14 protein-coding genes are annotated in these 20,317 nt (G+C 71.2%); 7 read left to right on the top strand and 7 right to left on the bottom strand.

The features are described 5' to 3' along the window. The first annotated feature begins 71 nt into the window (after positions 1-71). The 3 genes from ABTZ43_RS03240 to ABTZ43_RS03230 all read left to right on the top strand — a co-directional run bounded on the left by ABTZ43_RS03240 (position 72) and on the right by ABTZ43_RS03230 (position 5,276). Complete coding sequence (locus ABTZ43_RS03240; RefSeq protein WP_350537799.1) at positions 72-752, top strand: gamma carbonic anhydrase family protein; 681 nt, start codon at positions 72-74, stop codon at positions 750-752. Further along, complete coding sequence (locus tag ABTZ43_RS03235) at positions 749-3,691, top strand: aminotransferase (protein ID WP_350537798.1); 2,943 nt, start codon at positions 749-751, stop codon at positions 3,689-3,691. The genes ABTZ43_RS03240 and ABTZ43_RS03235 overlap by 4 nt, the downstream gene beginning before the upstream one ends. 157 nt (positions 3,692-3,848) lie before the next feature. Next, the gene (locus ABTZ43_RS03230; protein ID WP_253385742.1) at positions 3,849-5,276 is read left to right on the top strand and encodes an APC family permease; all 1,428 of its coding nucleotides are present in this window, start codon (positions 3,849-3,851) and stop codon (positions 5,274-5,276) included. A gap of 66 nt (positions 5,277-5,342) precedes the next feature. Here ABTZ43_RS03230 and gdhA read toward each other — a convergent pair whose 3' ends face one another. Together gdhA and ABTZ43_RS03220 are read right to left on the bottom strand one after the other, a co-directional pair. Then, entirely contained in the window at positions 5,343-6,713 is a 1,371-nt protein-coding gene (gene gdhA / locus ABTZ43_RS03225; protein ID WP_056415932.1) for an NADP-specific glutamate dehydrogenase, read from the bottom strand. A gap of 168 nt (positions 6,714-6,881) precedes the next feature. Further along, entirely contained in the window at positions 6,882-9,569 is a 2,688-nt protein-coding gene (locus ABTZ43_RS03220; protein WP_350537797.1) for a phosphoenolpyruvate carboxylase, read from the bottom strand. Between the two features lie 123 nt (positions 9,570-9,692). Between ABTZ43_RS03220 and nhaA the strand changes: the two genes are divergently transcribed. The 4 genes from nhaA (at position 9,693) to ABTZ43_RS03200 (ending at position 13,884) form a co-directional block, all read left to right on the top strand. After that, a complete protein-coding gene (gene nhaA, locus ABTZ43_RS03215; RefSeq protein WP_350537796.1) occupies positions 9,693-10,862 on the top strand; it encodes a Na+/H+ antiporter NhaA in 1,170 nt (389 codons plus the stop codon). A gap of 68 nt (positions 10,863-10,930) precedes the next feature. After that, positions 10,931-11,584, top strand: coding sequence for a nucleoside triphosphate pyrophosphohydrolase (locus ABTZ43_RS03210; protein ID WP_350537825.1), 654 nt, complete (start codon positions 10,931-10,933; stop codon positions 11,582-11,584). Between the two features lie 65 nt (positions 11,585-11,649). After that, the gene (locus ABTZ43_RS03205; RefSeq protein ID WP_350537824.1) at positions 11,650-12,900 is read left to right on the top strand and encodes a histidine--tRNA ligase; all 1,251 of its coding nucleotides are present in this window, start codon (positions 11,650-11,652) and stop codon (positions 12,898-12,900) included. Positions 12,901-13,080: 180 nt separating this feature from the next. Continuing rightward, positions 13,081-13,884, top strand: a complete 804-nt coding sequence (locus ABTZ43_RS03200; protein ID WP_350537795.1) for an SGNH/GDSL hydrolase family protein — start codon at positions 13,081-13,083, stop codon at positions 13,882-13,884. Positions 13,885-13,975: 91 nt separating this feature from the next. Here the strand turns inward: ABTZ43_RS03200 and ABTZ43_RS03195 are convergent, their stop codons facing one another. The 5 genes from ABTZ43_RS03195 to ABTZ43_RS03175 are packed head-to-tail and all read right to left on the bottom strand — an operon-like array spanning position 13,976 to position 20,293. After that, complete coding sequence (locus tag ABTZ43_RS03195) at positions 13,976-15,202, bottom strand: APC family permease (protein WP_350537794.1); 1,227 nt, start codon at positions 15,200-15,202, stop codon at positions 13,976-13,978. Positions 15,203-15,214: 12 nt separating this feature from the next. After that, on the bottom strand, positions 15,215-16,870 hold the full coding sequence (locus ABTZ43_RS03190) for a CocE/NonD family hydrolase (RefSeq protein WP_350537793.1): 1,656 nt from the start codon (positions 16,868-16,870) through the stop codon (positions 15,215-15,217). Continuing rightward, positions 16,867-18,168, bottom strand: a complete 1,302-nt coding sequence (locus ABTZ43_RS03185) for an MFS transporter (RefSeq protein ID WP_350537792.1) — start codon at positions 18,166-18,168, stop codon at positions 16,867-16,869. Before ABTZ43_RS03185 ends, ABTZ43_RS03190 begins: the two co-directional genes overlap by 4 nt. Further along, positions 18,168-19,265, bottom strand: coding sequence for an alpha/beta hydrolase (locus ABTZ43_RS03180; protein WP_350537791.1), 1,098 nt, complete (start codon positions 19,263-19,265; stop codon positions 18,168-18,170). Before ABTZ43_RS03180 ends, ABTZ43_RS03185 begins: the two co-directional genes overlap by 1 nt. After that, positions 19,262-20,293 carry an alpha/beta hydrolase gene (locus ABTZ43_RS03175; RefSeq protein WP_350537790.1) on the bottom strand — a complete coding sequence of 344 codons (1,032 nt, stop codon included), beginning with the start codon at positions 20,291-20,293 and terminating at the stop codon, positions 19,262-19,264. The genes ABTZ43_RS03180 and ABTZ43_RS03175 overlap by 4 nt, the downstream gene beginning before the upstream one ends. Positions 20,294-20,317: the final 24 nt, after the last annotated feature.

Here is a 20,317-nt window from a genome sequence, read left to right as displayed (position 1 = left end):
AGCAGCAGCGATCCCGGGCACCTCCTGCCGCGGCCTTCTCGCGGTGCACGCCGTCGCACTACGCTGGCGTCATGTTGTACGAGCACCTCGGGGCTCGGCCCCGGATCCATGACTCCGCCGTCATCGCTCCCACCGCCGTGATCTCCGGCGACGTCACGATCGGCCCGGGATGCCAGGTGCTGCACGGCGCCGTGATCACCGCCGAGGGCGGTCCGATCACCATCGGGGCGCACGTCATCGTGATGGAGAACGCGCTGATCCGCGCCACCGCCGCGAACGCCGTGCACATCGGACCCCACACGCTGATCGGCACCCTGGCGAGCATCGCGGGCGCGACGGTCGGCGAGCAGGTCTTCTTCGCATCCGGAGCCCGCATCTTCAACGGCGCCCTCGTCGGCGACCGCTGCGAGGTGCGGGTGAACGCGATCGTGCATCGGCGCGCGGTGCTGCCCGCCGGAACCGTCGTGCCGATCGGGTGGGTCGCCGTCGGCGATCCGGTACAGCTGCTCTCGCCCGACCAGGACGAGGCGATCTCGGCCGCCCAGCCCGAGCTCGACTTCCCCGGGCACGTGTTCGGCGTCGACCGGGACACCCCCGACCTCATGGTGCAGCTGACCGAGCGCTACGGCAGCTCGCTGGCGCGCCATGCCGGCGACGTGCGCCTCGACGACGACGCGCGCCTCGACCGCGACGTGCGACATGCCGGCGACGTGCGCCTCGATGGCGACGGACGTGCGGCGGGCCTCGGGTGAGCGAGGAGACGGGGCTCGTCCGACCCGATGTCACCGCGGCCGACGCGGCGCTGATCGCCCGGGAGTGCTATGGCATCGCCGCCGCGGCCACCGAGCTCGGCAGCAACCAGGACCGCAACTTCGTCCTCGTCGAACCCGACGGTGCACGCAGTGTGCTGCGCGTGGACAACCCCGTGTTCGGCGATGAGACGCGTGACGCCCAGCACGCGGCGCTCGACGCCTATCGGGCGGCCGGCGTCGCCGTCCCCGCCGTGCTCCCGGGCCTCGACGGCGCGCTCACTCAGCGCTGGCGCGGCTTCGCGGTGCGGCGGAGCGAGTTCGCCGACGGAGAGGCGCTCGTCGACGCGGGATATCTCGCGCCTGTCGTGCTCGCCGAGTTCGGCACGCTCGCGGCGGCATCCGTCACCGCGCTCGCCGCCCTGGACCATCCCGGCCTCGACCGCGCGCAGATGTGGGACATGCGCGTCGCCGCGGAGCAGGTGCGACGGCTCGCGCCGTCGATCTCGGATGCCGCGCTCCGCACCGCGGTGGTCACGGCGGCCGAGGAGGCGACGGCGGCCCTGGAGCACGTCTCTGCTCGCCTGCCGGTGCAGCCGATCCACGGCGACCTCACCGACGACAACGTCACCGGGCGCCGCGGCGACGACTCGCGCCTGCATCCGCACGTCGTACTCGATCTGGGCGACCTCGGTCTCGGATGGCGGGTGGCCGAACTGGCGGTGTGCGTCTCCTCGATGCTGCACCACGAGCCCGAGCGACCGCTGCGTACGCTCGAGACGATCACCGCCTTCCACGCCGATGCCCCGCTCAGCGGCGATGAGGCCCTCGCGCTCTGGCCGCTCGTCGTGCTGCGGTCCGCGCTGCTCGTCGCCAGCGGATGGAGACAGCTCGAGATCGACGGCGACAACGACTATGCGCGCGAGCGCGTCGCGGGGGAGCAGGCGATCTTCGACGCGGCGACCTCTGTTCCCCTCGTCGAGGCGACGGAGATCGTGCGGGACGCGGTGGGGTTCGGAGCCCCCGGTCCCGATCTGCCCGCGCACCCGGCTCCCGAGCTGTCGATGCTGCTTCCCGACATCGACGGCCGGGTGGTCGTGGTCGACCCCGGGGTCGAGTCCGACGAGCTCGCGGCGGGCCGCTGGCAGGCTCCTGACGCGGAGGCGCAGCTGATCGACGACGCCCATGCGCGCGGTGTGCGCGTCGCGGTGATGCCCTACGGGGTGTACCGGCTCACGCGCACGGCGGTGGACAGCGCGGATGCCGCGGCGACCTGGCCGACCGAGACCGAGCTGCACGTCGCCCCCGGGCCCTCGGTGCGGCTGCTGGCCCCGATCTCCGGCGACCTGCGTACGTCCGACGAGGCCGTCTTCCTCGCCGTGGACGAGGACTGGGAGATCGAGCTCCGCGGCGCTCACCTCGAGTCGTCGCGCACGGGCGGGGTCGAGGCCGGGGAGAGCATCGGTCGGCTCGCCGCCTCGTTCGAGAACAGGGTGATCACCGTGGGCGTGCGGCGGAGGGATGCTCCGCCGCAGCCGTCCGACCCCGCGGCGGCACGACGGGTCGCTCCGGAGCGTGTCGCGGCGTGGCGCCGGTTCACCGCCGACCCCGCCCCGCTGCTCGGACTGCCCTCGCACGCGCAGCGCGATGAGGCCGGCGATGAGCTGCGGCGACGCGAGCGCATCTTCGCCGAGGCGCAGGAGCGCTACTACGAGCGGCCCCCGCAGATCGAGCGGGGGTGGCGTCACCACCTCGTCGACACCACCGGTCGCAGCCACATCGACATGGTGAACAACGTCGCGGGTCTCGGTCACGGCCATCCCGCGGTCGCCGATGCGGCCGCTCGCCAGCTGCGGCGGCTCGCGACGAACTCCCGATTCCTGTTCCGCGATCTCGCCGAGTACAGCGAGCGCCTCCTCGCGCTGATGCCGGAGGGAAGCGGCCTCGACACCGTGCTGCTGGTGAACAGCGGGTCGGAGGCGGTGGACCTCGGCATCCGGCTCGCGCAGGCGGCGTCCGGGCGCCGTACGGTCGTCGCGCTGCGCGAGGCCTATCACGGCTGGACGATGGCGACCGATGCCGTGACGACCAGCGCCTACGACAACCCGGACGCGCTGTCGACCCGACCGGACTGGGTTCACGTCGCGGACGTGCCGAATCGCTTCCGCGGGACGTACCGCGGCGAGGACACCGCCGATCGCTACCTCGCGGATCTCGCCGCAGATCTCGACCGCCTCTCCGCCGAGGGCCGGGACCCCGCGGCATTCCTCTGCGAGTCCGTGCTGGGCAACGCCGGCGGCGTCGTGCTGCCGGACGGGTACCTGCGCGGGGCCTACGACCTGATCCGCGACCGCGGCGGGCTCTGCATCGCCGACGAGGTGCAGGTGGGCTTCGGGCGCATGGGCACCAGTTTCTGGGGTTTCGAGCAGTCCGGCGTCGTCCCCGACATCGTGACGATCGCGAAGCCGATGGGTAACGGGTTCCCGATCGGCGGTGTGATCACGTCGAAGCGGATCGCCGATGCGCTGAGCGACCAGGGACAGTTCTTCTCATCCGGCGGTGGCAGCACGCTGAGCTGCCGGGTCGGCCTCGCCGTGCTCGATGCGATGGTGGAGGACGACCTCCAGCGCAACGCGCACGAGGTCGGCTCCCGGCTCGCCGAGGCGCTGCGGGGGCTGGCGCACCGGCATCCGCTGGTCGGACCCGTGCACGGCATCGGCCTGTATCTCGGCGTCGAGCTCGTGCGCGACCGGGAGACCCTCGAGCCGGCCGCCGCCGAGGCGGCAGCGATCTGCGAGCGGATGCGCGAACTCGGCGTGATCGTCCTGACGACCTCCGAGCGGTCGAACGTGCTGAAGATCAAGCCTCCGCTGTGCCTGACCGCGGAGAGCGCAGACCATGCCGTCGCCATGCTCGACCGTGTGCTCAGCGAGGGATGGTGACCGCCGAGCGTCTTCGAATATCGCGCACAATCGTCATGTTAAATGCGTATTTCGAATCAGATCTCCTCTTCCGCTGAGGAAACTCCCGGGTCCATACTGATGCTCAACGTCGGACGACCCGAAGTCCGGCCTCTGCGCCGTCCCTGAAGGAGTACACATGGCCGCGAAGACCAAGCCGCTCGCGCAGGGCGGGGGAGCACTCCGACGCAATCTCGGCCTGTGGGCCATCGTCGGACTCGGGCTGGGGTACATGACGCCCACCGTCGTGTTCGACACGTTCGGCATGGTGGCACGCGACACCCAGAACGTCGTCCCGGCGGCGTACCTGGTCGCTCTCGTCGTGATGGTGTTCACGGCCATCAGCTACGGCAAGATCGCCAGCGCGATCCCGAGCGCCGGGTCGGCGTACACGTACGTGCGCGAATCGATCCACCCGAACCTCGGGTTCATGGTCGGCTGGACCTCTCTGATCGACTACGTGCTGCTGCCGATGGTGAACTGTCTCATCATCAAGAGCTACCTCGAGGCGATGTTCCCCGACGTCCCCGCCTGGATCTGGGTCGTGCTGTACTGCATCCTCGTCACCAGCATCATCTACATGACCATGCGCGGCACCTCGAACCTGAACATGATCCTGCTGGTCTTCTCGATCATCGTGATGATCGTCTTCGTCGTCCTCGTCGTCGCGCAGCTGATGCGGGGCGAGGGAGCGGCCACGATCCTCTCGGTCGGCGCGTTCCTGCACGACGACGTGACCATGGGAGCGGTGCTGATGGGCGCCACCATCGTCTGCTTCTCCTTCATCGGGTTCGACGCGGTGACGATGTACGCCGAGGAGGCGAAAGACCCGAAGATCATGCCCAAGGCGATCCTGCTGACGGTGATCATCGGCGGCGGCATCTTCCTCGTCGCCTCGTACGTCTCGCAGCTGCGCTTCCCGGACTGGAACGAGTTCGCACCCGGTGGCGACATGCAGTTCGTCGAGGACTCGACGCTGCCGATCATCGGGCAGCTGGTGGGCGGCAACGTGCTGATGGCGGTGCTGACGGCCGCCGGCTTCTGCGCGACCCTCGCCTCGGGGCTCGCCTCGCACGCCTCGGTGTCGCGCATGCTGCTGGTCATGGGACGCAACAACGTGCTGCCACAGCGGGCGTTCGGCTACATCAACCCCCGCACGCACACGCCGACCTTCAACATCGTGCTGGTGGGGGCGATCTCGCTTCTGGCGATCCCCTTCACGCTCGAGCTGATCGCCGCCTGGATCAACTACGGCGCCCTGATCGCCTTCACGTTCGTGAACATCTCGGTGATCGCGTGGTTCGCGATCCGCAAGGGTCGTCGCAAGACCCCGGCCGACATCGTCAACTACATCGTGATGCCCGCGATCGGCATGCTGCTCACCGGTCTGCTGTGGGTCAATCTGCATCAGGACGCCCTGATCGGCGGACTGATCTGGACCGCCCTCGGGTTCATCTACCTGCTCGTGATCACGCGCGGCTTCCGCAGGAAGGTCGTCGCGTTCGATGAGAACCAGGCGGTCACCGGGTACAACAAGGTCGTGAAGGTGCCTGTCGACGAGCGCTGAGTGCCCGTCGACGAGCGCTGAGTCCGGTCCTCCTCCGACGCGTGTCGGAGGAGGACCGGCGCGGGATCAGATGACGCCCTGCGCGAGCATCGCCCCGGCGACGCGCTCGAAGCCGGCGATGTTGGCACCGGCCACGTAGTCGCCGGGGACGTCGTGACGTTCGGCGGCATCGAACGCGGCGGCGTGGATGTCGGACATGATCTCGCGCAGCTTGTTCTCGCTGGCGTCGAAGCTCCAGCGCTGCCGGGAGGCGTTCTGGCTCATCTCGAGCGCCGAGGTCGCCACACCGCCCGCGTTCGCGGCCTTGCCGGGAGCGAAGAGCACCCCGGCGCTCTGGAAGGCGTCGATCGCCGCGGGCAGGCACGGCATGTTCGCGCCCTCGGAGACCGCGCGCACGCCGTTGCCGATCAGTGCGCGGGCGTGGTCGAGATCGAGCTCGTTCTGCGTCGCCGAGGGCACCGCGATGTCGACCGGCACCTCCCACACGCTGCCGCCCTCGACGAACCGGGCACCAGGGCGCCGGGCGGCGTACTCCACGATGCGCGCGCGTTCGACCTCCTTGATCTGGCGGAGCAGGTCGACGTCGATGCCCGCGTCGTCGACGACGTAGCCGGAGGAGTCGGATGCCGTCACCGGCACGGCTCCCAGCTGCGCCGCCTTCTGGATCGCGTAGATCGCGACGTTGCCCGACCCGGAGACGCCGACGCGCTTGCCGTCGAGGGAGTCGCCGTGCACCCCCAGCATCTCCTGCGCGAAGAACACCGCGCCGTAGCCGGTGGCCTCGGTGCGCACCTCGGCGCCGCCCCAGCCCGTGCCCTTGCCGGTGAACATCCCCGACTCGTGACGGTTGGTGATCTTGCGGTACTGGCCGAACAGGTAGCCGATCTCGCGTCCGCCCACGCCGATGTCGCCCGCCGGCACGTCGGTGTGCTCGCCGAGGTGGCGGTAGAGCTCGTTCATGAACGACTGGCAGAAGCGCATGATCTCCGCGTCCGAGCGGCCGTGCGGGTCGAAGTCCGATCCGCCCTTGCCGCCGCCGATGCCCTGACCGGTCAGCGCGTTCTTGAAGATCTGCTCGAACCCGAGGAACTTGATGATCGACAGGTTCACGGACGGGTGAAATCGCAGTCCGCCCTTGTACGGGCCGAGCACCGAGGAGAACTGGATGCGGTAGCCGCGGTTGACCCGCAGGCGGCCGGCGTCGTCGACCCACGGCACCCGGAACAGGATCTGACGCTCCGGCTCGACCAGTCGCTCGAGGATGCCGCCGTCGATGTACTCGGGGTGGGTCGCCAGCACCGGGGCGATCGAGCCGAGCACCTCGTGCACGGCCTGCTGGAACTCGGGCTCGTGCGGACTGCGGGCGAGCACGGTGTCGAAGACGGGCTGCACGGAATCGGCGAGCGGGTGGAAGGCAGGGGAAGACGAAGAGGTCACGCGAAAGGTCTTTCTGACGGGGGAGGACGTACGTGCGATCGTGTCGCGTGAGAGGGGCGTCGGGCCGGGAGGTTCGCCGGATCGGGGGCCGTTTTCACTCTAGCGGGCACGCCGAGGAGCACCGTCGACCACGCGTGCGCACCCGTGGTCGACGGTGCGACGGATGGATCACCCGGTGTTCTGGAGTCCGGCCGCGACGCCGCTGACGGAGAGGAGGAGGAGTCGCTTCTGCTCGTCGTCCGCTCCCGAGCCCGACGCGGCGTCGGGGTCGCGCAGCGCCCGCAGAGCCCGCAGCTGCAGGAGCGACAGGGCGTCGACGTACGGCGTGCGCAGCTGCACGGCGCGCTGCAGGATCGGCTTGTTCTCGAGGAGTCCGACGCCACCGGTGAGCCGGACGACCCACTCGCGGGTCAGCGTCATCTCGTCGAGCACGAGCTGGGCGAGGTCGTCGCGGTCGCCGAGCGCGAGATACTGACGGGCGATCCGCTCGTCGGTCTTCGCGAGGCTCATGGCCACGTTGTCGATCATCGTGTGCAGCAGCGGCCAGTCGCGGTAGGCCTCGGTGAGACGGGCCTCATCGCCGACGGCGGCGAGGGCGGTGCCGAGTCCGAACCAGCCGGCGAGGTTGATGCGCGCCTGCGTCCACGCGAACACCCAGGGGATGGCGCGCAGGTCTTCGAGCGACTCGACCGAGAGGCCGCGACGAGCGGGGCGCGACCCCAGCGCGAGCAGGCCGATCTCCTCCATCGGGGTGACCGTCGCGAACCAGGGCGCGAAGCCCTCGGCCTTCACGAGGGAGAAGAACCGCTCACGGGAGGAACGATCCATGACCGCGGCGATGTCCGCGAACCGCGCCGCGGCGTCGCTCGTGCGCTGCTCGACCGACGGCGAGGAGGCGAGCAGGGTCGCCGCGGCGACCTGGTCGATGTGGCGCATCGCGATCGCCGGCTCGCCGTAGCGGGCGAAGATGACCTCGCCCTGCTCCGTGAGCTTGAAGCGTCCGTCGACCGAGTGCGGCGGCTGGGCGAGGATCGCGGAATTCGCGGGTCCGCCGCCGCGTCCGAGGGCACCGCCACGGCCGTGGAACAGGGTCAGCTCGATGCCGGACTCCTGCGCCCACAGCGCGATCTTCGCCTGTGCCTCGTAGAGCGCGAGGTTGGCGGCGACCGGGCCGACGTCCTTCGAGGAGTCGGAGTACCCGAGCATGACCTCGAGACGATTGCCGGTGTCGGCCATCCGTGCCCGGAACTCCGGGAACGTCACGGCCTCGGCGAGGATGCCGGGCGCTGCCTGCAGGTCGGCGAAGGTCTCGAACAGCGGCACCACATCGAGCACGGGGGCGGCGTCGCCGAGGGCGTGCCGCGCGAGACGGTGCACGTTCGCGAGGTCGGAGGCCGCCTGCGTGAACGACACGACATAGCGGCCGGCGGCACGAAGACCGCGGTCGCGCTGGATGTCGGCGATCGCCCGGAAGACCTCGAGCACCTCCTCGGTCTGCGCGCTGATCGCCTCGCCGCCCTCGAGCTCGGCGAGAGCCTTCGCGTGCACCTGGGAGTGCTGACGCACCTCGAGCTCGGTGAGATGGAACCCGTAGGTCTCCACCTGCCAGATCAGATGCTGCACGCCGCCGAAGGCATGGCGCTTCGCTCCGGCATCCGCCAGCGACGACTGGACCGCCCGCAGGTCGGCCAGCAGCTCCTCGGGGCGGCCGTACCGGGACTCCTCGCCCCGTCGGGTCGCGGAGACCCGGTGCGCGAGAGCGAGCAGCACCCGGCGGTGCGGCTCGCCGGGGGAGCGGGCTCCGAGCTCCGACGCCACGCGCGGCTCGGCGTCGGCGAACGCGTCCCACAGCGACGAGACGGCCGCACTCGGCGGGGTGTCCTCGGCGTCGAGGGTGAGAGTGCGGCCGATGCGCTCGAGCGCACGCTCGAGACCGCGGAGCACGTGGTCCGAGGCGATCTGCGACGCCTCGCGCGTCACCGACGCGGTGACGAACGGGTTGCCGTCGCGATCGCCGCCGACCCAGGAGCCGATCCGGACGAACGCGGGCACGATCGGGGCGCTGGCGCCGGAGTCGTCTCCGCGCAGCGCATCGTCGATGCGCCGGTACACGTGGGGAACCGTCGTGAACAGCGTCTCGTCGAAGACGCCCATGACCGTGCGGACCTCGTCGGTCGGCGACGGCTTCTCGGCACGAAGCGGCGCGGTGCGCCACAGCGTGTCGATCTCCTCGAGCATGCGTCGGTGGGCGCGGCGCTGCTCCGCACCGTCGTCGCTGGCGGCATCGTGCTGCGTCAGCAGCTCCGACAGGCGGCGGATGCTCGACGACACGGCCCGGCGCCGCGCCTCGGTCGGGTGGGCGGTGAACACCGGGTGGAAGCGCAGACCCTCGAGGCGTCGACGCGCCTCGTCGTCGCCCACCTCGGTCTTCAGGCGCGCATACGCGGACGCGACGGTGTCGGCGGCATCCTCACGACCGGGCTGGCCGGCCCGCTCGCGCAGGACGCGCACACGCTGGTGCTCCTCGGCGAGGTTCACGAGGTGGAAGTAGCACGTGAACGCCCTGGCGACCTCGTCGGCGCGGGAGATCGTGAACGACTCGGCGATCGCGGCGGCGCGATCGAACGCGTCGGAGGTCTCCTCGTCGTACGCCTGGATCGTCGCGAGTCGCAGACGTTCGACGTCCTCGAAGAGGTCGTCGCCGCCGGCCTCGCGCAGTACCTGGCCGAGGAGGCCGCCGAGCATCCTGACGTCGGAGCGCATCGCGTCGGGGATGCCACGGCCGGCTTCGAAGCGGCCGATGATGCGGATGGCCGAGGTGTCGGTGGGCTCGGGGAAGCTGTGTTCGGGGGTCACGCTTCGAGAGTAGCCCGGGTGGCGGGCCCGCTCGGAACTCATGACGGCGCGACGCGTTCGCAAGGTGTCCGTGACGCGTTCGCAAGGCGTCCGCGAGACCGGGCGAACTACCATGGAGGGGACATGCGCATCTCCGTGAACCCCCTTCGTGGACAGCAGTTTCCCGCCGTGCTGCTGCTGCTCGCCGCGGGCCTCGGACTGCTGCTCGCGAACCTGCCCGCACACGACGCGCTCGCCGCGGTGCTGGATCTCCGCATCGCGGTGCCGGGGACCGCGCTGGACCTCTCGATCGAGCACTGGGTGTCCGACGGGCTCCTCGCGGTGTTCTTCCTCGTGGTCGCCATCGAGCTGCGTCACGAGCTGACGCACGGAGAGCTCGACTCGCCGCGCAAGGCCATGCAGCCGGCGATCGCCGCCGCGGGCGGGGTGCTGGTGCCGATCGCCGTGTACCTGCTCATCGCCGGCGGCTCGGCGACCGCGACCGGATGGCCGATCCCCACCGCGACCGACATCGCCTTCGCCCTCGGCGTGCTCGCGATGTTCGGCCGGGGTCTGCCCTCGACCGTGCGGGTGTTCCTGCTGGCGCTGGCGATCCTCGACGACATCATCGGCATCATCTTCATCGCCGTGCTCTTCGCGCACGACGTCCAGTGGCCGCTGCTCGTCCTCGCCGTGATCGCGGTGGCGGCGTTCTGGCTCCTCAGCCGCGCGCTGCACGCCACGGGGCACACGGCGATCGCCGTCGCGATGGTCGTGGTCGGAGTCGTGACGTGGGGACTCGTCGCCGCATCCGGCATCCATGCCACCATCGCGGGCGTGCTGCTGGGCCTCGTGATGTCGCCGGTGCCCGCCGCCCGCACCAGGCATGCCCTCGAACCCACGGTCAACGGGGTGATCCTGCCGGTCTTCGCCTTCGTCGCCGCGTTCGTGGTCATCCCCGACGTCGCACTCTCCGAGCTGTCGCCGGCGTTCTGGGGCATCGTGGTTGCCCTTCCCGTCGGCAAGATCGTCGGCATCACGCTGTTCGGCTGGGTCGCGATGCGCATCCGCCCCCGGGGCACCGCTCCCGCTCTGCCCTTCGGCGACATCCTGGCGGCCGGAGCCCTGGGCGGCATCGGGTTCACGGTCTCGCTGCTGCTCGCCAATCTCGCCTTCACGAGCGACGCGGGCGTCCGCGACCAGGCGATCCTCGGCGTGCTCGTCGGCTCGCTGCTCGCCCTGGTGCTGTCGGGGGCCATCGTGTCGCTGCGCGCCCGCTCGTACCGACGACCATCGCACAGAGGCGAGGAGTGACCGTGTCCACAGAACGCGCATCGACCCAGCACGAGGATCCGGATCCGCTGAGGGCGGCGGCGGACACCATGCGCGAGGTGCGTGAGCACTGCGTATGGTCGCAGCGGATCACCCACCGCGACCTGGTCCCGTATCTGATCGAGGAGTCGCACGAGGTCATCGACGCCGTCGAGAGCGGCACGAAGGACGACCTGCGTGAGGAGCTCGGCGATCTGCTCTGGCAGGTGCTGTTCCACGCGGCGATCGCCGCGCAGGACCCGACCGACCCCTTCGACATCGACGATGTCGCCGCGACCCTGACCGAGAAGATGGTGCGGCGGCATCCGCACGTCTTCGCGGGTGAGACGGCGACCACGCCCGAGGAGGTGCTCGTGCACTGGAATGCCGCGAAGGCGGCCGAGAAACGCACGAGACGCAGCGTGCTCGACGGCATCCCGCGGGGGATGCCGGCTCTCGCCCTCGCCCAGAAGGTGGCAGGCAGGGCGGCGGGGGTCGGAGTGGACGTCGCGGGCGCAGGTGTCGCAGCGGCGGCGGAAGCGGGCGCAGCGCCGGCGGGCGCAGCGCCGGCGGGAGCCGTGCCGACGACGGAGGCCGAGCTGGGTGACGCCCTGCTCGCGCTCGTCGCGGTCGCCCGGGCGGAGGGGTGGGATGCCGAGCGCGCCCTGCGCGAGCGGCTCCGGCGTGTGGAGGATGAGGTCCGCGAGGCCGAATCGCGCCCGTGACGCCACGGGCCACCCCGGCGACCTGGGAAGATGGAGGCGTGGCTACTGTGAACCCGCCGCGCGGCATGCGCGACATCCTCCCCGCCGACAAGGCCCGCCGTCAGCGCGTCCTCTCCGTCATCCGCGACCGCTACCGGTCGCACGGCTTCGACGAGATCGAGACGCCGGCGCTCGAGGAGTACTCGCGACTGCACGCCGGGATCGGCGGCGACAACGAGAAGCTCGCGTTCAACGTGCTGCGCCGCGGGCTCGACGCCGAGGCGATCAGGGAGGCGGCCGACGACCAGGGCGCACTCGCCGACCTCGGACTCCGCTACGACCTCACCGTGCCGCTCGCGCGCTTCTACGCGAGCAACCGAGGGCAGCTGCCCGGTGTCTTCCGTTCCATCCAGATCGGCCCGGTGTGGCGCGCGGAGCGCCCCCAGAAGGGCCGCTACCGCCAGTTCGTGCAGTGCGACATCGACATCATCGGCGATGAGTCCGCCCGGGCCGAGTCCGAGCTGATGGTGGCCTCGCTCGACGCGGTCGACGCGCTCGGGCTGGAGGGCGCGACCGTGCGCATCAACGACCGTCGGGCGCTGGACTGGATGCTCGACAGCTTCGGGTTCACCGCCGAGGAGCGACCCGGCGTCCTCATCACGATCGACAAGCTCGACAAGATCGGACCCGACGGCGTCGCGGCCGAGCTGCGGGAGCGGGGCGCGGCCGCGTCGGCGGTCGACGCGTTCGAGGAGTTCCTGCGCCGGCCGCAGACCATGGAGTACAACCCGTTCGGCGAACGGCAGATCCGCAAGGCGCTGCCCGACGGCTCACCGGACGAGATCGTCGGCCACCTCGTCGGGATCGGCGAGGCGGTCGCGGCCGGGCGCGGTGCCGACGACATCCCGCTCGTCTTCGATCCGTTCCTCGTGCGCGGCATGGGCTACTACACGGGCACCATCTTCGAGCTCGCCCACCCCTCGGTGCCGTACTCGCTGGGCGGCGGCGGTCGATACGACGGCATGATCGGGCGGTTCCTCGGGCAGCAGGTCGCCGCCGTCGGCTTCTCGCTGGGCTTCGAGCGCCTGGTCGATCTGGTGACCGTCGGCGGAGACGCGGGTGATCGTGCGGTCGTGCTCATCCATGACGCCGACGTGCCGGTGGCCGAGCTCGTCTCGCACAAGGCGGGGCTCGTCGCGTCCGGAGCGCGAGTGCGCCTGGAGCGACGGACGAAGAACGTCAAGGCGCTGCTCGAGCGCTCGGCCGCCGACGGGTACACGGAGTTCGCCACGGTGTCGGCCGGCACGGTGGCGCTGGAGCTCAAGCCCCTCTCCTGAGATCGGGACATCGGGGCCCGGACTCGTTCCGGGTTCCGAATGCAGGGCCGCGGCACGGATGTCGGGGCTGAGGGGGGTGATCGGTCCTGCAGGCGCGCCGCGGTCCTGCAGGCGGTACGCCGGGATCGGACATCGGATGCCGTTCACGCGGTGTTCACGCCGGTCGGGTCGAATCGGCGCATGAGAGGACATCATCTCGTGGTCGTGGTCGGCGTCGCGGCCGTGGGGGCGGCCGCCGGCATCCGAGTCGTGCTCGCCCGTCAGGCGGCCATCGCGCGCCGCCGCATCGGCAAGCCGCTCGGCGAACGGTCGATCGATGCCGACCGTGTCTGGCGTCCCTCACTCGGCGGCGAGCCGATCGAACTGCTCGTGCTCGGCGACTCGCTCGCGGCGGGACTCGGAGCCGAGCGCCGCAAACAGACGCTCGGCGGGCGCCTCGCCAAGGGCATGGCTCGACGGATCGGATGGCCCGTGCACCTGCGCACGGCCGCGGTCGTCGGCTCGGAGTCGCCCGACCTGGCTGCCCAGCTCGCCGACCTGCCGGAGGACTACGCACCGCACGTCGCCGTGATCGTGGTGGGCGGCAACGACGTCACGCACCGGATCCCGGTCACGGTCTCGACGCAGCACCTGCGCGACGCGATCCTGCGTCTGCGTCGGCGCGGCGCCGAGGTGGTCGTCGGGACCTGTCCAGATCTCGGTGCGCTGCGTCCGGTTCCGCAGCCGTTGCGCCGTCTGGTGTCCAGCATGTCGCGCAGGCTCGCGGAGGCGCAGAGCGAGACGGCGCTCGCCGCGGGCGCACGTCCGGTCGATCTCCGTCGTGCCGTCGGTCCGATGTTCTTCGACGATCCGGACGCGATGTTCAGCATGGATCGCTTCCATCCGAGCCCGCTGGGCTACCGGCGCACGGCCGAGGCGCTCCTCCCGACCGCGTGCGATGCCGCGGAGGCCGCGCTCCGTTCGCGTCGTCGAACCGTGGGCTGAACCGCAGGCCTCGGCCGCCTCACACTCCGCGCCCTCCCACCCCGCGCCCCTCACACCCCGCGCCCCTCCCACGCACCCCCCGCTCTCCTGATCAGCGCGTCAGCCGCAGCCGGATCATCCTGGCGAGCACCCCGATCAGCACCACAGCCGTCCCGACGATCGAGGCCAGCACCGGCAGCGAGTTCACCAGCAGCAGGCAGCCGAGCGCCCCGACGACCTGCAGCGCGCGGGGATGACGGCGCGCGGAGCCCTGCTGACGGAAGGCCGCGGCGTTCGCGATCAGGTAGTACAGCAGGACGCCGAAGGAGGAGAACCCGATCGCGTCGCGGAGATCGGCGACGAGCACGATCGCGACCACGATGACGGCGATCAGGATCTCGGCTCGTCGGGGCACCTGCCGGCGTTCGTCGACCTTCGCGAAGAACGAGGGCAGGTCCTTCTCCCGTGCCATGGCCAGCGTCGTACGCCCGATCCCGGTGAGGAGTGCGAGCAGCGCCCCCAGCGAGGCGGCCGACGCCGTGATCCGGACGATCGGGGTGAGCGCGGCCCACCCCGTGGAGGAGAGGACGTCGGCGAGCGGTGCCGTGCTCACCGCCGCCCCGCCGCCGAGGGTGAGGAGCACCGTGACCGCGACCAGCAGGTAGACGATGACGGCGCCGCCGAGAGCGAGCAGGATCGCCCGGGGAATCGTGCGCGCGGGATCGACGACCTCCTCGCCCAGGGTGGCGATCCTCGCGTACCCGGCGAAGGCGAAGAACAGCAGACCCGCACCCTGCAGCACCCCGTATGCCGTGGCATCGGGCAGCGGAACGGGGGATGCCGCGGATGCCGTTCCGAGCCCGACCGCGACGACGACGGCCAGTCCCAGCAGCGAGCACACCACGAGGATGCGGGTGACGAGAGCCGTGCGCGTCACACCGAGGCAGTTGACGACCGCGAGCGCGACCACCGCGGCCACGGCGACCGGAACCCGCCAGCCGTCGGGTGCGGCGTATGCGGCGAACGTCATGGCCATCGCCGCACAGCTCGCGATCTTGCCGATCACGAAGCTCCATCCGGCGACGAAGCCCCACCACGGGCCGATCTCGGCACGCGCGTACGCGTAGGTTCCTCCGGCCACCGGATGCACGGCGGCGAGCTGCGACGACGCGGTGGCGTTGCAATAGGCCACGATCGCCGCGATCACGAGCGCGATGAGCAGGCCGCTGCCGGCGACTCCGACCGCCGGAGCCCAGACCGAGAAGACGCCGGCGCCGATCATCGAACCGAGTCCGAGGGCGGTGGCGTCGCCGAGCGTCAGGCGGCGGGCGAGGGGCATCCCGTCATCGTGTCACGTGCCGGTGAACGACGGATGTCCTGGTCCATCGACCACGGGGAGCGTGAGCCTGGCGGGTGTCGATCCGCCGACCTGCACCGTCTGGGTGCTGGGGACCAGCCGGGAGTGATCGCGCACCGGGTCGTCCGTCCCCGGGTTGCGCAGGTGCACCGGATGCGCACCGGATGACACCTGCAGGCGCAGGCGCGATCCCGCGGCGAAGCGGTGGGCGATCGGCGCCAGATCGAGGCGCACCCTGCGGGGTCCGTCGGCGCTCGCCTCGGGCTGCAGCCGTCGATACCCGTCGGTGATCGTGCGCGAGGTGCCTCTGGCGTCGACCTCGCACAGCCGCACGAAGACGTCGGCCCGAGGGTTCGTCGACGTGAACGACATCTCGAACCCGGGTGCGCCCATCACGACCAGATCGGCGCGGAGGGCATCGCCCGTGAACACGAGCACGTCGTCGCGGCGTTCACGGGCGCGCTGATCGCGTCGTCCGGCACGGAACGGATTCAGGGTCCGCCCGCCCGCCGCCGGAGTGGGATCGGCGGGGTCGTAACGGTACGAGAGAGCGGATGCGGTCGCGGAATCCCGGCTCGGAGCCAGCCTGTTCGCGGCGGTCGGATCCAGCGTCAGGGGAGAGGAGGGCGGCGGCCAGCTGTCGAGGTCGCGCCACCCGGCACCGCCCGTGACCTCGACGCGCACGCCGCTCGGCCGCGCGTCGGCGAACCCCTCCAGAACCTCTCGCACGCCGATGTCGGTGATCTCGGTCGCCCCGTGCACCCAGTCCCCGACGATCAGACGCACCGCGCGTCCGGCATCCTGCAGTGCCGCGTGGTCGGCGAGCTGGCCGACGAGGAAAAGGTCCTGCCAGCCGGCCATCAGCGTCACGGGCGGGATGCTCTCGATGTCCGAGGCGAAGTGCAGCGGATGCCACCACGGGTCTCCGGCATCGCTGTGCGCGACCCAGTCGCGGAAGAAGCCGGGGTCCGCGCCGCGCGCCACCCGCACGGCCTCGGTCGGAGGCACCGCTCGTGCGCCGCGATCGAGCGCGGGCGCCGCGAGCAGCAGCGCCCGCAGGCGGGCGGGCAGCGACCTCTCCTGGATGTCGAGCGCGTACGCCCAGGTGAGCGGGGTGTCGATCGAGAATCCACCGCCGGGATAGAGGATCGCGTCATCGAACCGGCGGGCCGAGATCGCGATCCCCATCGCGTCCGGTCGCTCGTCGCCGTCGCAGTACGCCCACTGCGTCACCCCGAAATAGCTCCCGCCCCAGGAGTACACGCGGCCCGTGGCCCAGTGCTGTCGGCGCAGCCAGCGCATCGCGGACTGGCCGTCGGCGACCTCGTGGTGCAGCGGGTCGAAGGCGCCTCCCGAGCCGAACGTGCCCCGGCAGCTCTGCACCACGACGTGGTGTCCGCGTTCGGCGAGGAACCGCGCGACACCGGCGATCCCGTCGCGCCCGTACGGTGTGCGGATCAGCACGGTGTGGCCGCCCGCGCCCTCGGCGTGCCAGTGGTCGGTGAGCAGGGAGACGCCGTCGGCCGCCTCGACCGGGATGCCCGAAGTGCGGCGCACCGTCGGATGCGTCACAGGCGGCATCCCGTCGACCCTGCTCAGGCGCCGGTGCTCGCGCCGAGCGGTGAGGGTCAGCCGCGGGGAGCCGCTCATCGCACGCCCTTCACCCGCGTGACGGAGAACGCCGCGATCAGCGCCATGGCCACCGCGCCCATGTAGAGGGCGGCGAAGTTCTCGCCGGTGGGAGAGCCGATGCGGGTCGCGAAGTAACCGAACACGGGCACGAGGATACCGGGAAGCAGGTACGCGAGCGCCACGATGCCGAGATCCTTGCCCGCGTCCTCGATCGAGGGCAGGCACTCGGTCATGAGAGCGACGTCGGCGGCGATGTAGGCGCCCTGGCCCGCACCGACGATCGCGATGCCCACCAGGAACCATACGATGTCGCCGAACGACACGGCGAGCACGAGACCCGCGGCGCTGGACAGGGAGCCGATCACGACCGACGGCTTGCGGCGTTTCGTGCGATCCGAGATCACCCCGAAGACGAACGCCATCACGAGGTTCATGAGTGTGAAGGCCGCGGTGGCCTGCGTCTGCACGGCGGCGATCGCCGCGGGGTCGTCGATCGCGAAGCGACCGGAGATCGTCAGATAGAGGTAGCTGGTGACCGACACGATCGACGCCGTCATGAAGAACCGGCACATCCACGCCCACGCGAAGTCGGGGTACCGCCGCGGGCTCAGCCAGAACGTGGCGAGCACCCCGTGCCAGTCCAGAGGGGCGGCGGGCGCGGTGCGCCGGATGTCCTTGAGCGCGAAGAACAGCAGGAGCGCGAGGAGCGCCGACAGCCCGCCGGGGATCAGGAACATCCCCGCCTGCCCTATCGCCGCGACGACGCCCGAGAGCGAGACCCCGCCGAGGATCCCCAGCGCGGTGGCGGCGCCCGTCACCGCCGACATGATCGCGCGGATGCTGCGTCTGATCTGATCGGCGAACAGTGTGTGGACCGTCATCGAGATGGCTCCCCAGCCCACCAGGACGAGCACCGTGCCGGTGCCGAGCAGCAGCAGCGACGGCGCGGTCGCCTGGATCCCGTAGCCGATCAGCGCGATGACGGCTCCGGAGAGGATCCAGGGACGACGGATGCCGAGGCGGGACATCGACCGGTCGCTGACCCGGCCGAAGATCGGTGTCGTGACGAGGACGGCGGCGCCTCCGAGAGTGAGGACGATGCTGAGATCGCCGGTGGCCTGATCGGGGTTCCACTCCTTGAGGAGCTGCGGGATCGCGACGCTCGCCACACCCTGGGCGATGCCCGAGCCGAACCAGGCGAGGACGAACGCGACCCAGAACCAGCGACTCTGGCGCTCGCCGGGGATCGCGTCCGACGCGAGTGGAGGTGCGGACGAGGAGGAGGGGAGCACGGGCTCGACTGCGTGGGCGGACATCATCGTCTCCAGGTCGGGGTCGGGGTCGGGGTCGGGGTCGGTGTCAGCGTCGGTGTCGGGGTGCGTGTCTCGATCGTGGAGAGGGTCTCGGTGAGGGACCGCGGAGACGCGCCGTCCGGGGGCGCCACGGCGGCGCCGTATGCGCACGCCACCTCATGGGCGAACACGTCGCGCCACACGCGCGCGCCGTGCCAGCGGGCGGTGAGCCCGGAGGATCCGTGCACGTGGCCCGCCCCGATGCGCAGCACCACGGGCACGCCGGCGGCCTGCAGCGTGCGCGTGTAGGCGATGGCGCCGTCGCGCAGCGGGTCGTGCTCCGCCGCGAGGATCAGGGCGGGAGCGAGGTGCCGATGGTCCGCGGCGTCCAGGGGCGAGGCCTCCGCGAGGGGAGCCCCGGCGCGGTAGATCTCGACGATCCCCTCCGCGTCCTCCATCCCCGACGCGCGGCGGTATCGGCCCATCGACTCTCCCAGCGGTCGCAGAGCGGTCGGGGGCACCTCGAGCGCCTGATGGCGCAGCGGCCTCCCCTCGTCGCGTTCCCGCAGTGCGGCGGAGGCGGCGATCGTGGCTCCCGCCGAGTTCCCTCCGATGCCGAGACGGTGGGGGTCGATGCCCCACTCCTCGGCATGGGCACGCAGATCGGCCAGCGCGGCGACCGCATCCAGGACAGGAGCGGGGAACGGATGCTCGGGAGCGAGCCGGTAATCGAGCGAGATGAGCTGCACGCCGGAGCGGAGCGCGCGGTCGGCGCATATCCGCTCGTTGAGCACCTCGTCGATCGTGCCTTCGGTCCATCCGCCGCCGTGCAGCCACAGCATCGTCGGCTGCGGGCCGGCGGCTGCGGTCGACCGGAAGCGTCGCGCGCGCAGCGGACCGTCTGCGCCCGCGACCATCAGGTCGTCGACCCGCACGCCGTCGGGGGCGGGATCGGTGAACTCGACCGCGAGGATGTCGCTGACCTCTCTGGCCGCGCGACGGCGGGCGGGGGAGCCGGCGGGACCCGCGTCGGGCAGTGCGGCCGTGAGCTCGAGGGTGCGGCGCAGCCAGGCGAGCACCGGCTCGTCGAGCGGGGGGAGGTCGTCGCCGAGATCGATCATCGTGCGCTCTCCTCGCGTCGCGCATCCACCGAGTGCAGGGTGCGCAGTTCGGAGATCAGCAGACGGTGCGCGGCATCCGCTGCGGGGACGAGACCGGTGCATCCCAGCGATCCGTGCGTCTGGCCGATGAAACGCACAGCGGTGACCGCGACCCCCGCATCCGACAGCGCACGGGCGTACGCCTCGCCGTCGCCGCGCAGCGGATCGAGCTCCGAGGTGAGGATGAGGGCCGGAGGGAGGTCCGCGTGGGAGGCCGCGAGGAGCGGAGAGGCGTAGGGGAGGCGCGCGGTGTCCGCATCGTCGCCGAGGTACTGCCGCACCAGCTGTCGCCCCGCCGTGCGGACGATCACGCCGGGCATCGAGGCGGCGATCCCGTCCATGTCGGCGTGCCCGATGGTCAGATCCAGCGCCGGGTTCTCCAGGATCTGCAGGGCGATCGGATGGTTCTCCCTGTCACGGTTCATCAGCGTCACGGCCGCGGCGAGGTCGCCACCCGACGAGGCGCCCCCGACCGCGATCCGCCAGGGCGAGCCGCCGAGCTCGGTCGCGTGCGCGCGCACCCACTCGAACGCCGACCAGCACTGCTCGGGCTGGGTCGGATAGCGCTGCTCGGGGGCGTGGGCGTAGTCGACCGCGACGAGCACGATCCCCGCGTCGTGTGCGCGCTGTCGGAATCGGGCGTCCCAGCTCACCCAGTCGATCCCGGCGATCGTGAATCCGCCGCCGTAGAAGTAGACGAGGATCGGCAGGTCGGCACCGCGGGCGGTCGGGTCGGAGTCCGGCCAGTACACGCGCACCCGCACGTCGGGGTGCCCGTCGACCGGCACGAGCTCGTCGCGCGTCGCGGTGTCGAGGGGGACGATGCCCAGTGCGGCGCTCACGCGCGTGTCGTTCTCGCTCGCCACTCGTCGGCGGCCGGCGGGGTCCTTCGGCTCGGGAGAGAGCAGCGGTGCGACCCGGCTCTCGTACGTCGCCACCGCGCTGTCGAGCGACGGGCGGCGGAATCGGCGACTCCTCGGTCTGGGCATCTGCATCTCCTTCGCCTCTTCTTC

Origin of the sequence: Microbacterium sp. NPDC097977 (assembly GCF_040302605.1) — a bacterium.
In the GTDB taxonomy this organism is placed as follows: domain Bacteria; phylum Actinomycetota; class Actinomycetes; order Actinomycetales; family Microbacteriaceae; genus Microbacterium.
Note: the sequence above shows the minus strand (reverse complement) of the source record. Positions and strands in the feature narration are given on the sequence as shown.

Coding starts and splice junctions, on each gene's coding strand:
- ABTZ43_RS03180 (WP_350537791.1), bottom strand. CDS start 19,265: ATGATCGATCTCGGCGACGACCTCCCCCCGCTCGACGAGCCGGTGCTC.
- ABTZ43_RS03190 (WP_350537793.1), bottom strand. CDS start 16,870: ATGAGCGGCTCCCCGCGGCTGACCCTCACCGCTCGGCGCGAGCACCGG.
- ABTZ43_RS03200 (WP_350537795.1), top strand. CDS start 13,081: ATGAGAGGACATCATCTCGTGGTCGTGGTCGGCGTCGCGGCCGTGGGG.
- ABTZ43_RS03175 (WP_350537790.1), bottom strand. CDS start 20,293: ATGCCCAGACCGAGGAGTCGCCGATTCCGCCGCCCGTCGCTCGACAGC.
- ABTZ43_RS03185 (WP_350537792.1), bottom strand. CDS start 18,168: ATGTCCGCCCACGCAGTCGAGCCCGTGCTCCCCTCCTCCTCGTCCGCA.
- nhaA (WP_350537796.1), top strand. CDS start 9,693: ATGCGCATCTCCGTGAACCCCCTTCGTGGACAGCAGTTTCCCGCCGTG.
- ABTZ43_RS03240 (WP_350537799.1), top strand. CDS start 72: ATGTTGTACGAGCACCTCGGGGCTCGGCCCCGGATCCATGACTCCGCC.
- ABTZ43_RS03230 (WP_253385742.1), top strand. CDS start 3,849: ATGGCCGCGAAGACCAAGCCGCTCGCGCAGGGCGGGGGAGCACTCCGA.
- ABTZ43_RS03205 (WP_350537824.1), top strand. CDS start 11,650: ATGCGCGACATCCTCCCCGCCGACAAGGCCCGCCGTCAGCGCGTCCTC.
- ABTZ43_RS03195 (WP_350537794.1), bottom strand. CDS start 15,202: ATGCCCCTCGCCCGCCGCCTGACGCTCGGCGACGCCACCGCCCTCGGA.
- ABTZ43_RS03210 (WP_350537825.1), top strand. CDS start 10,931: ATGCGCGAGGTGCGTGAGCACTGCGTATGGTCGCAGCGGATCACCCAC.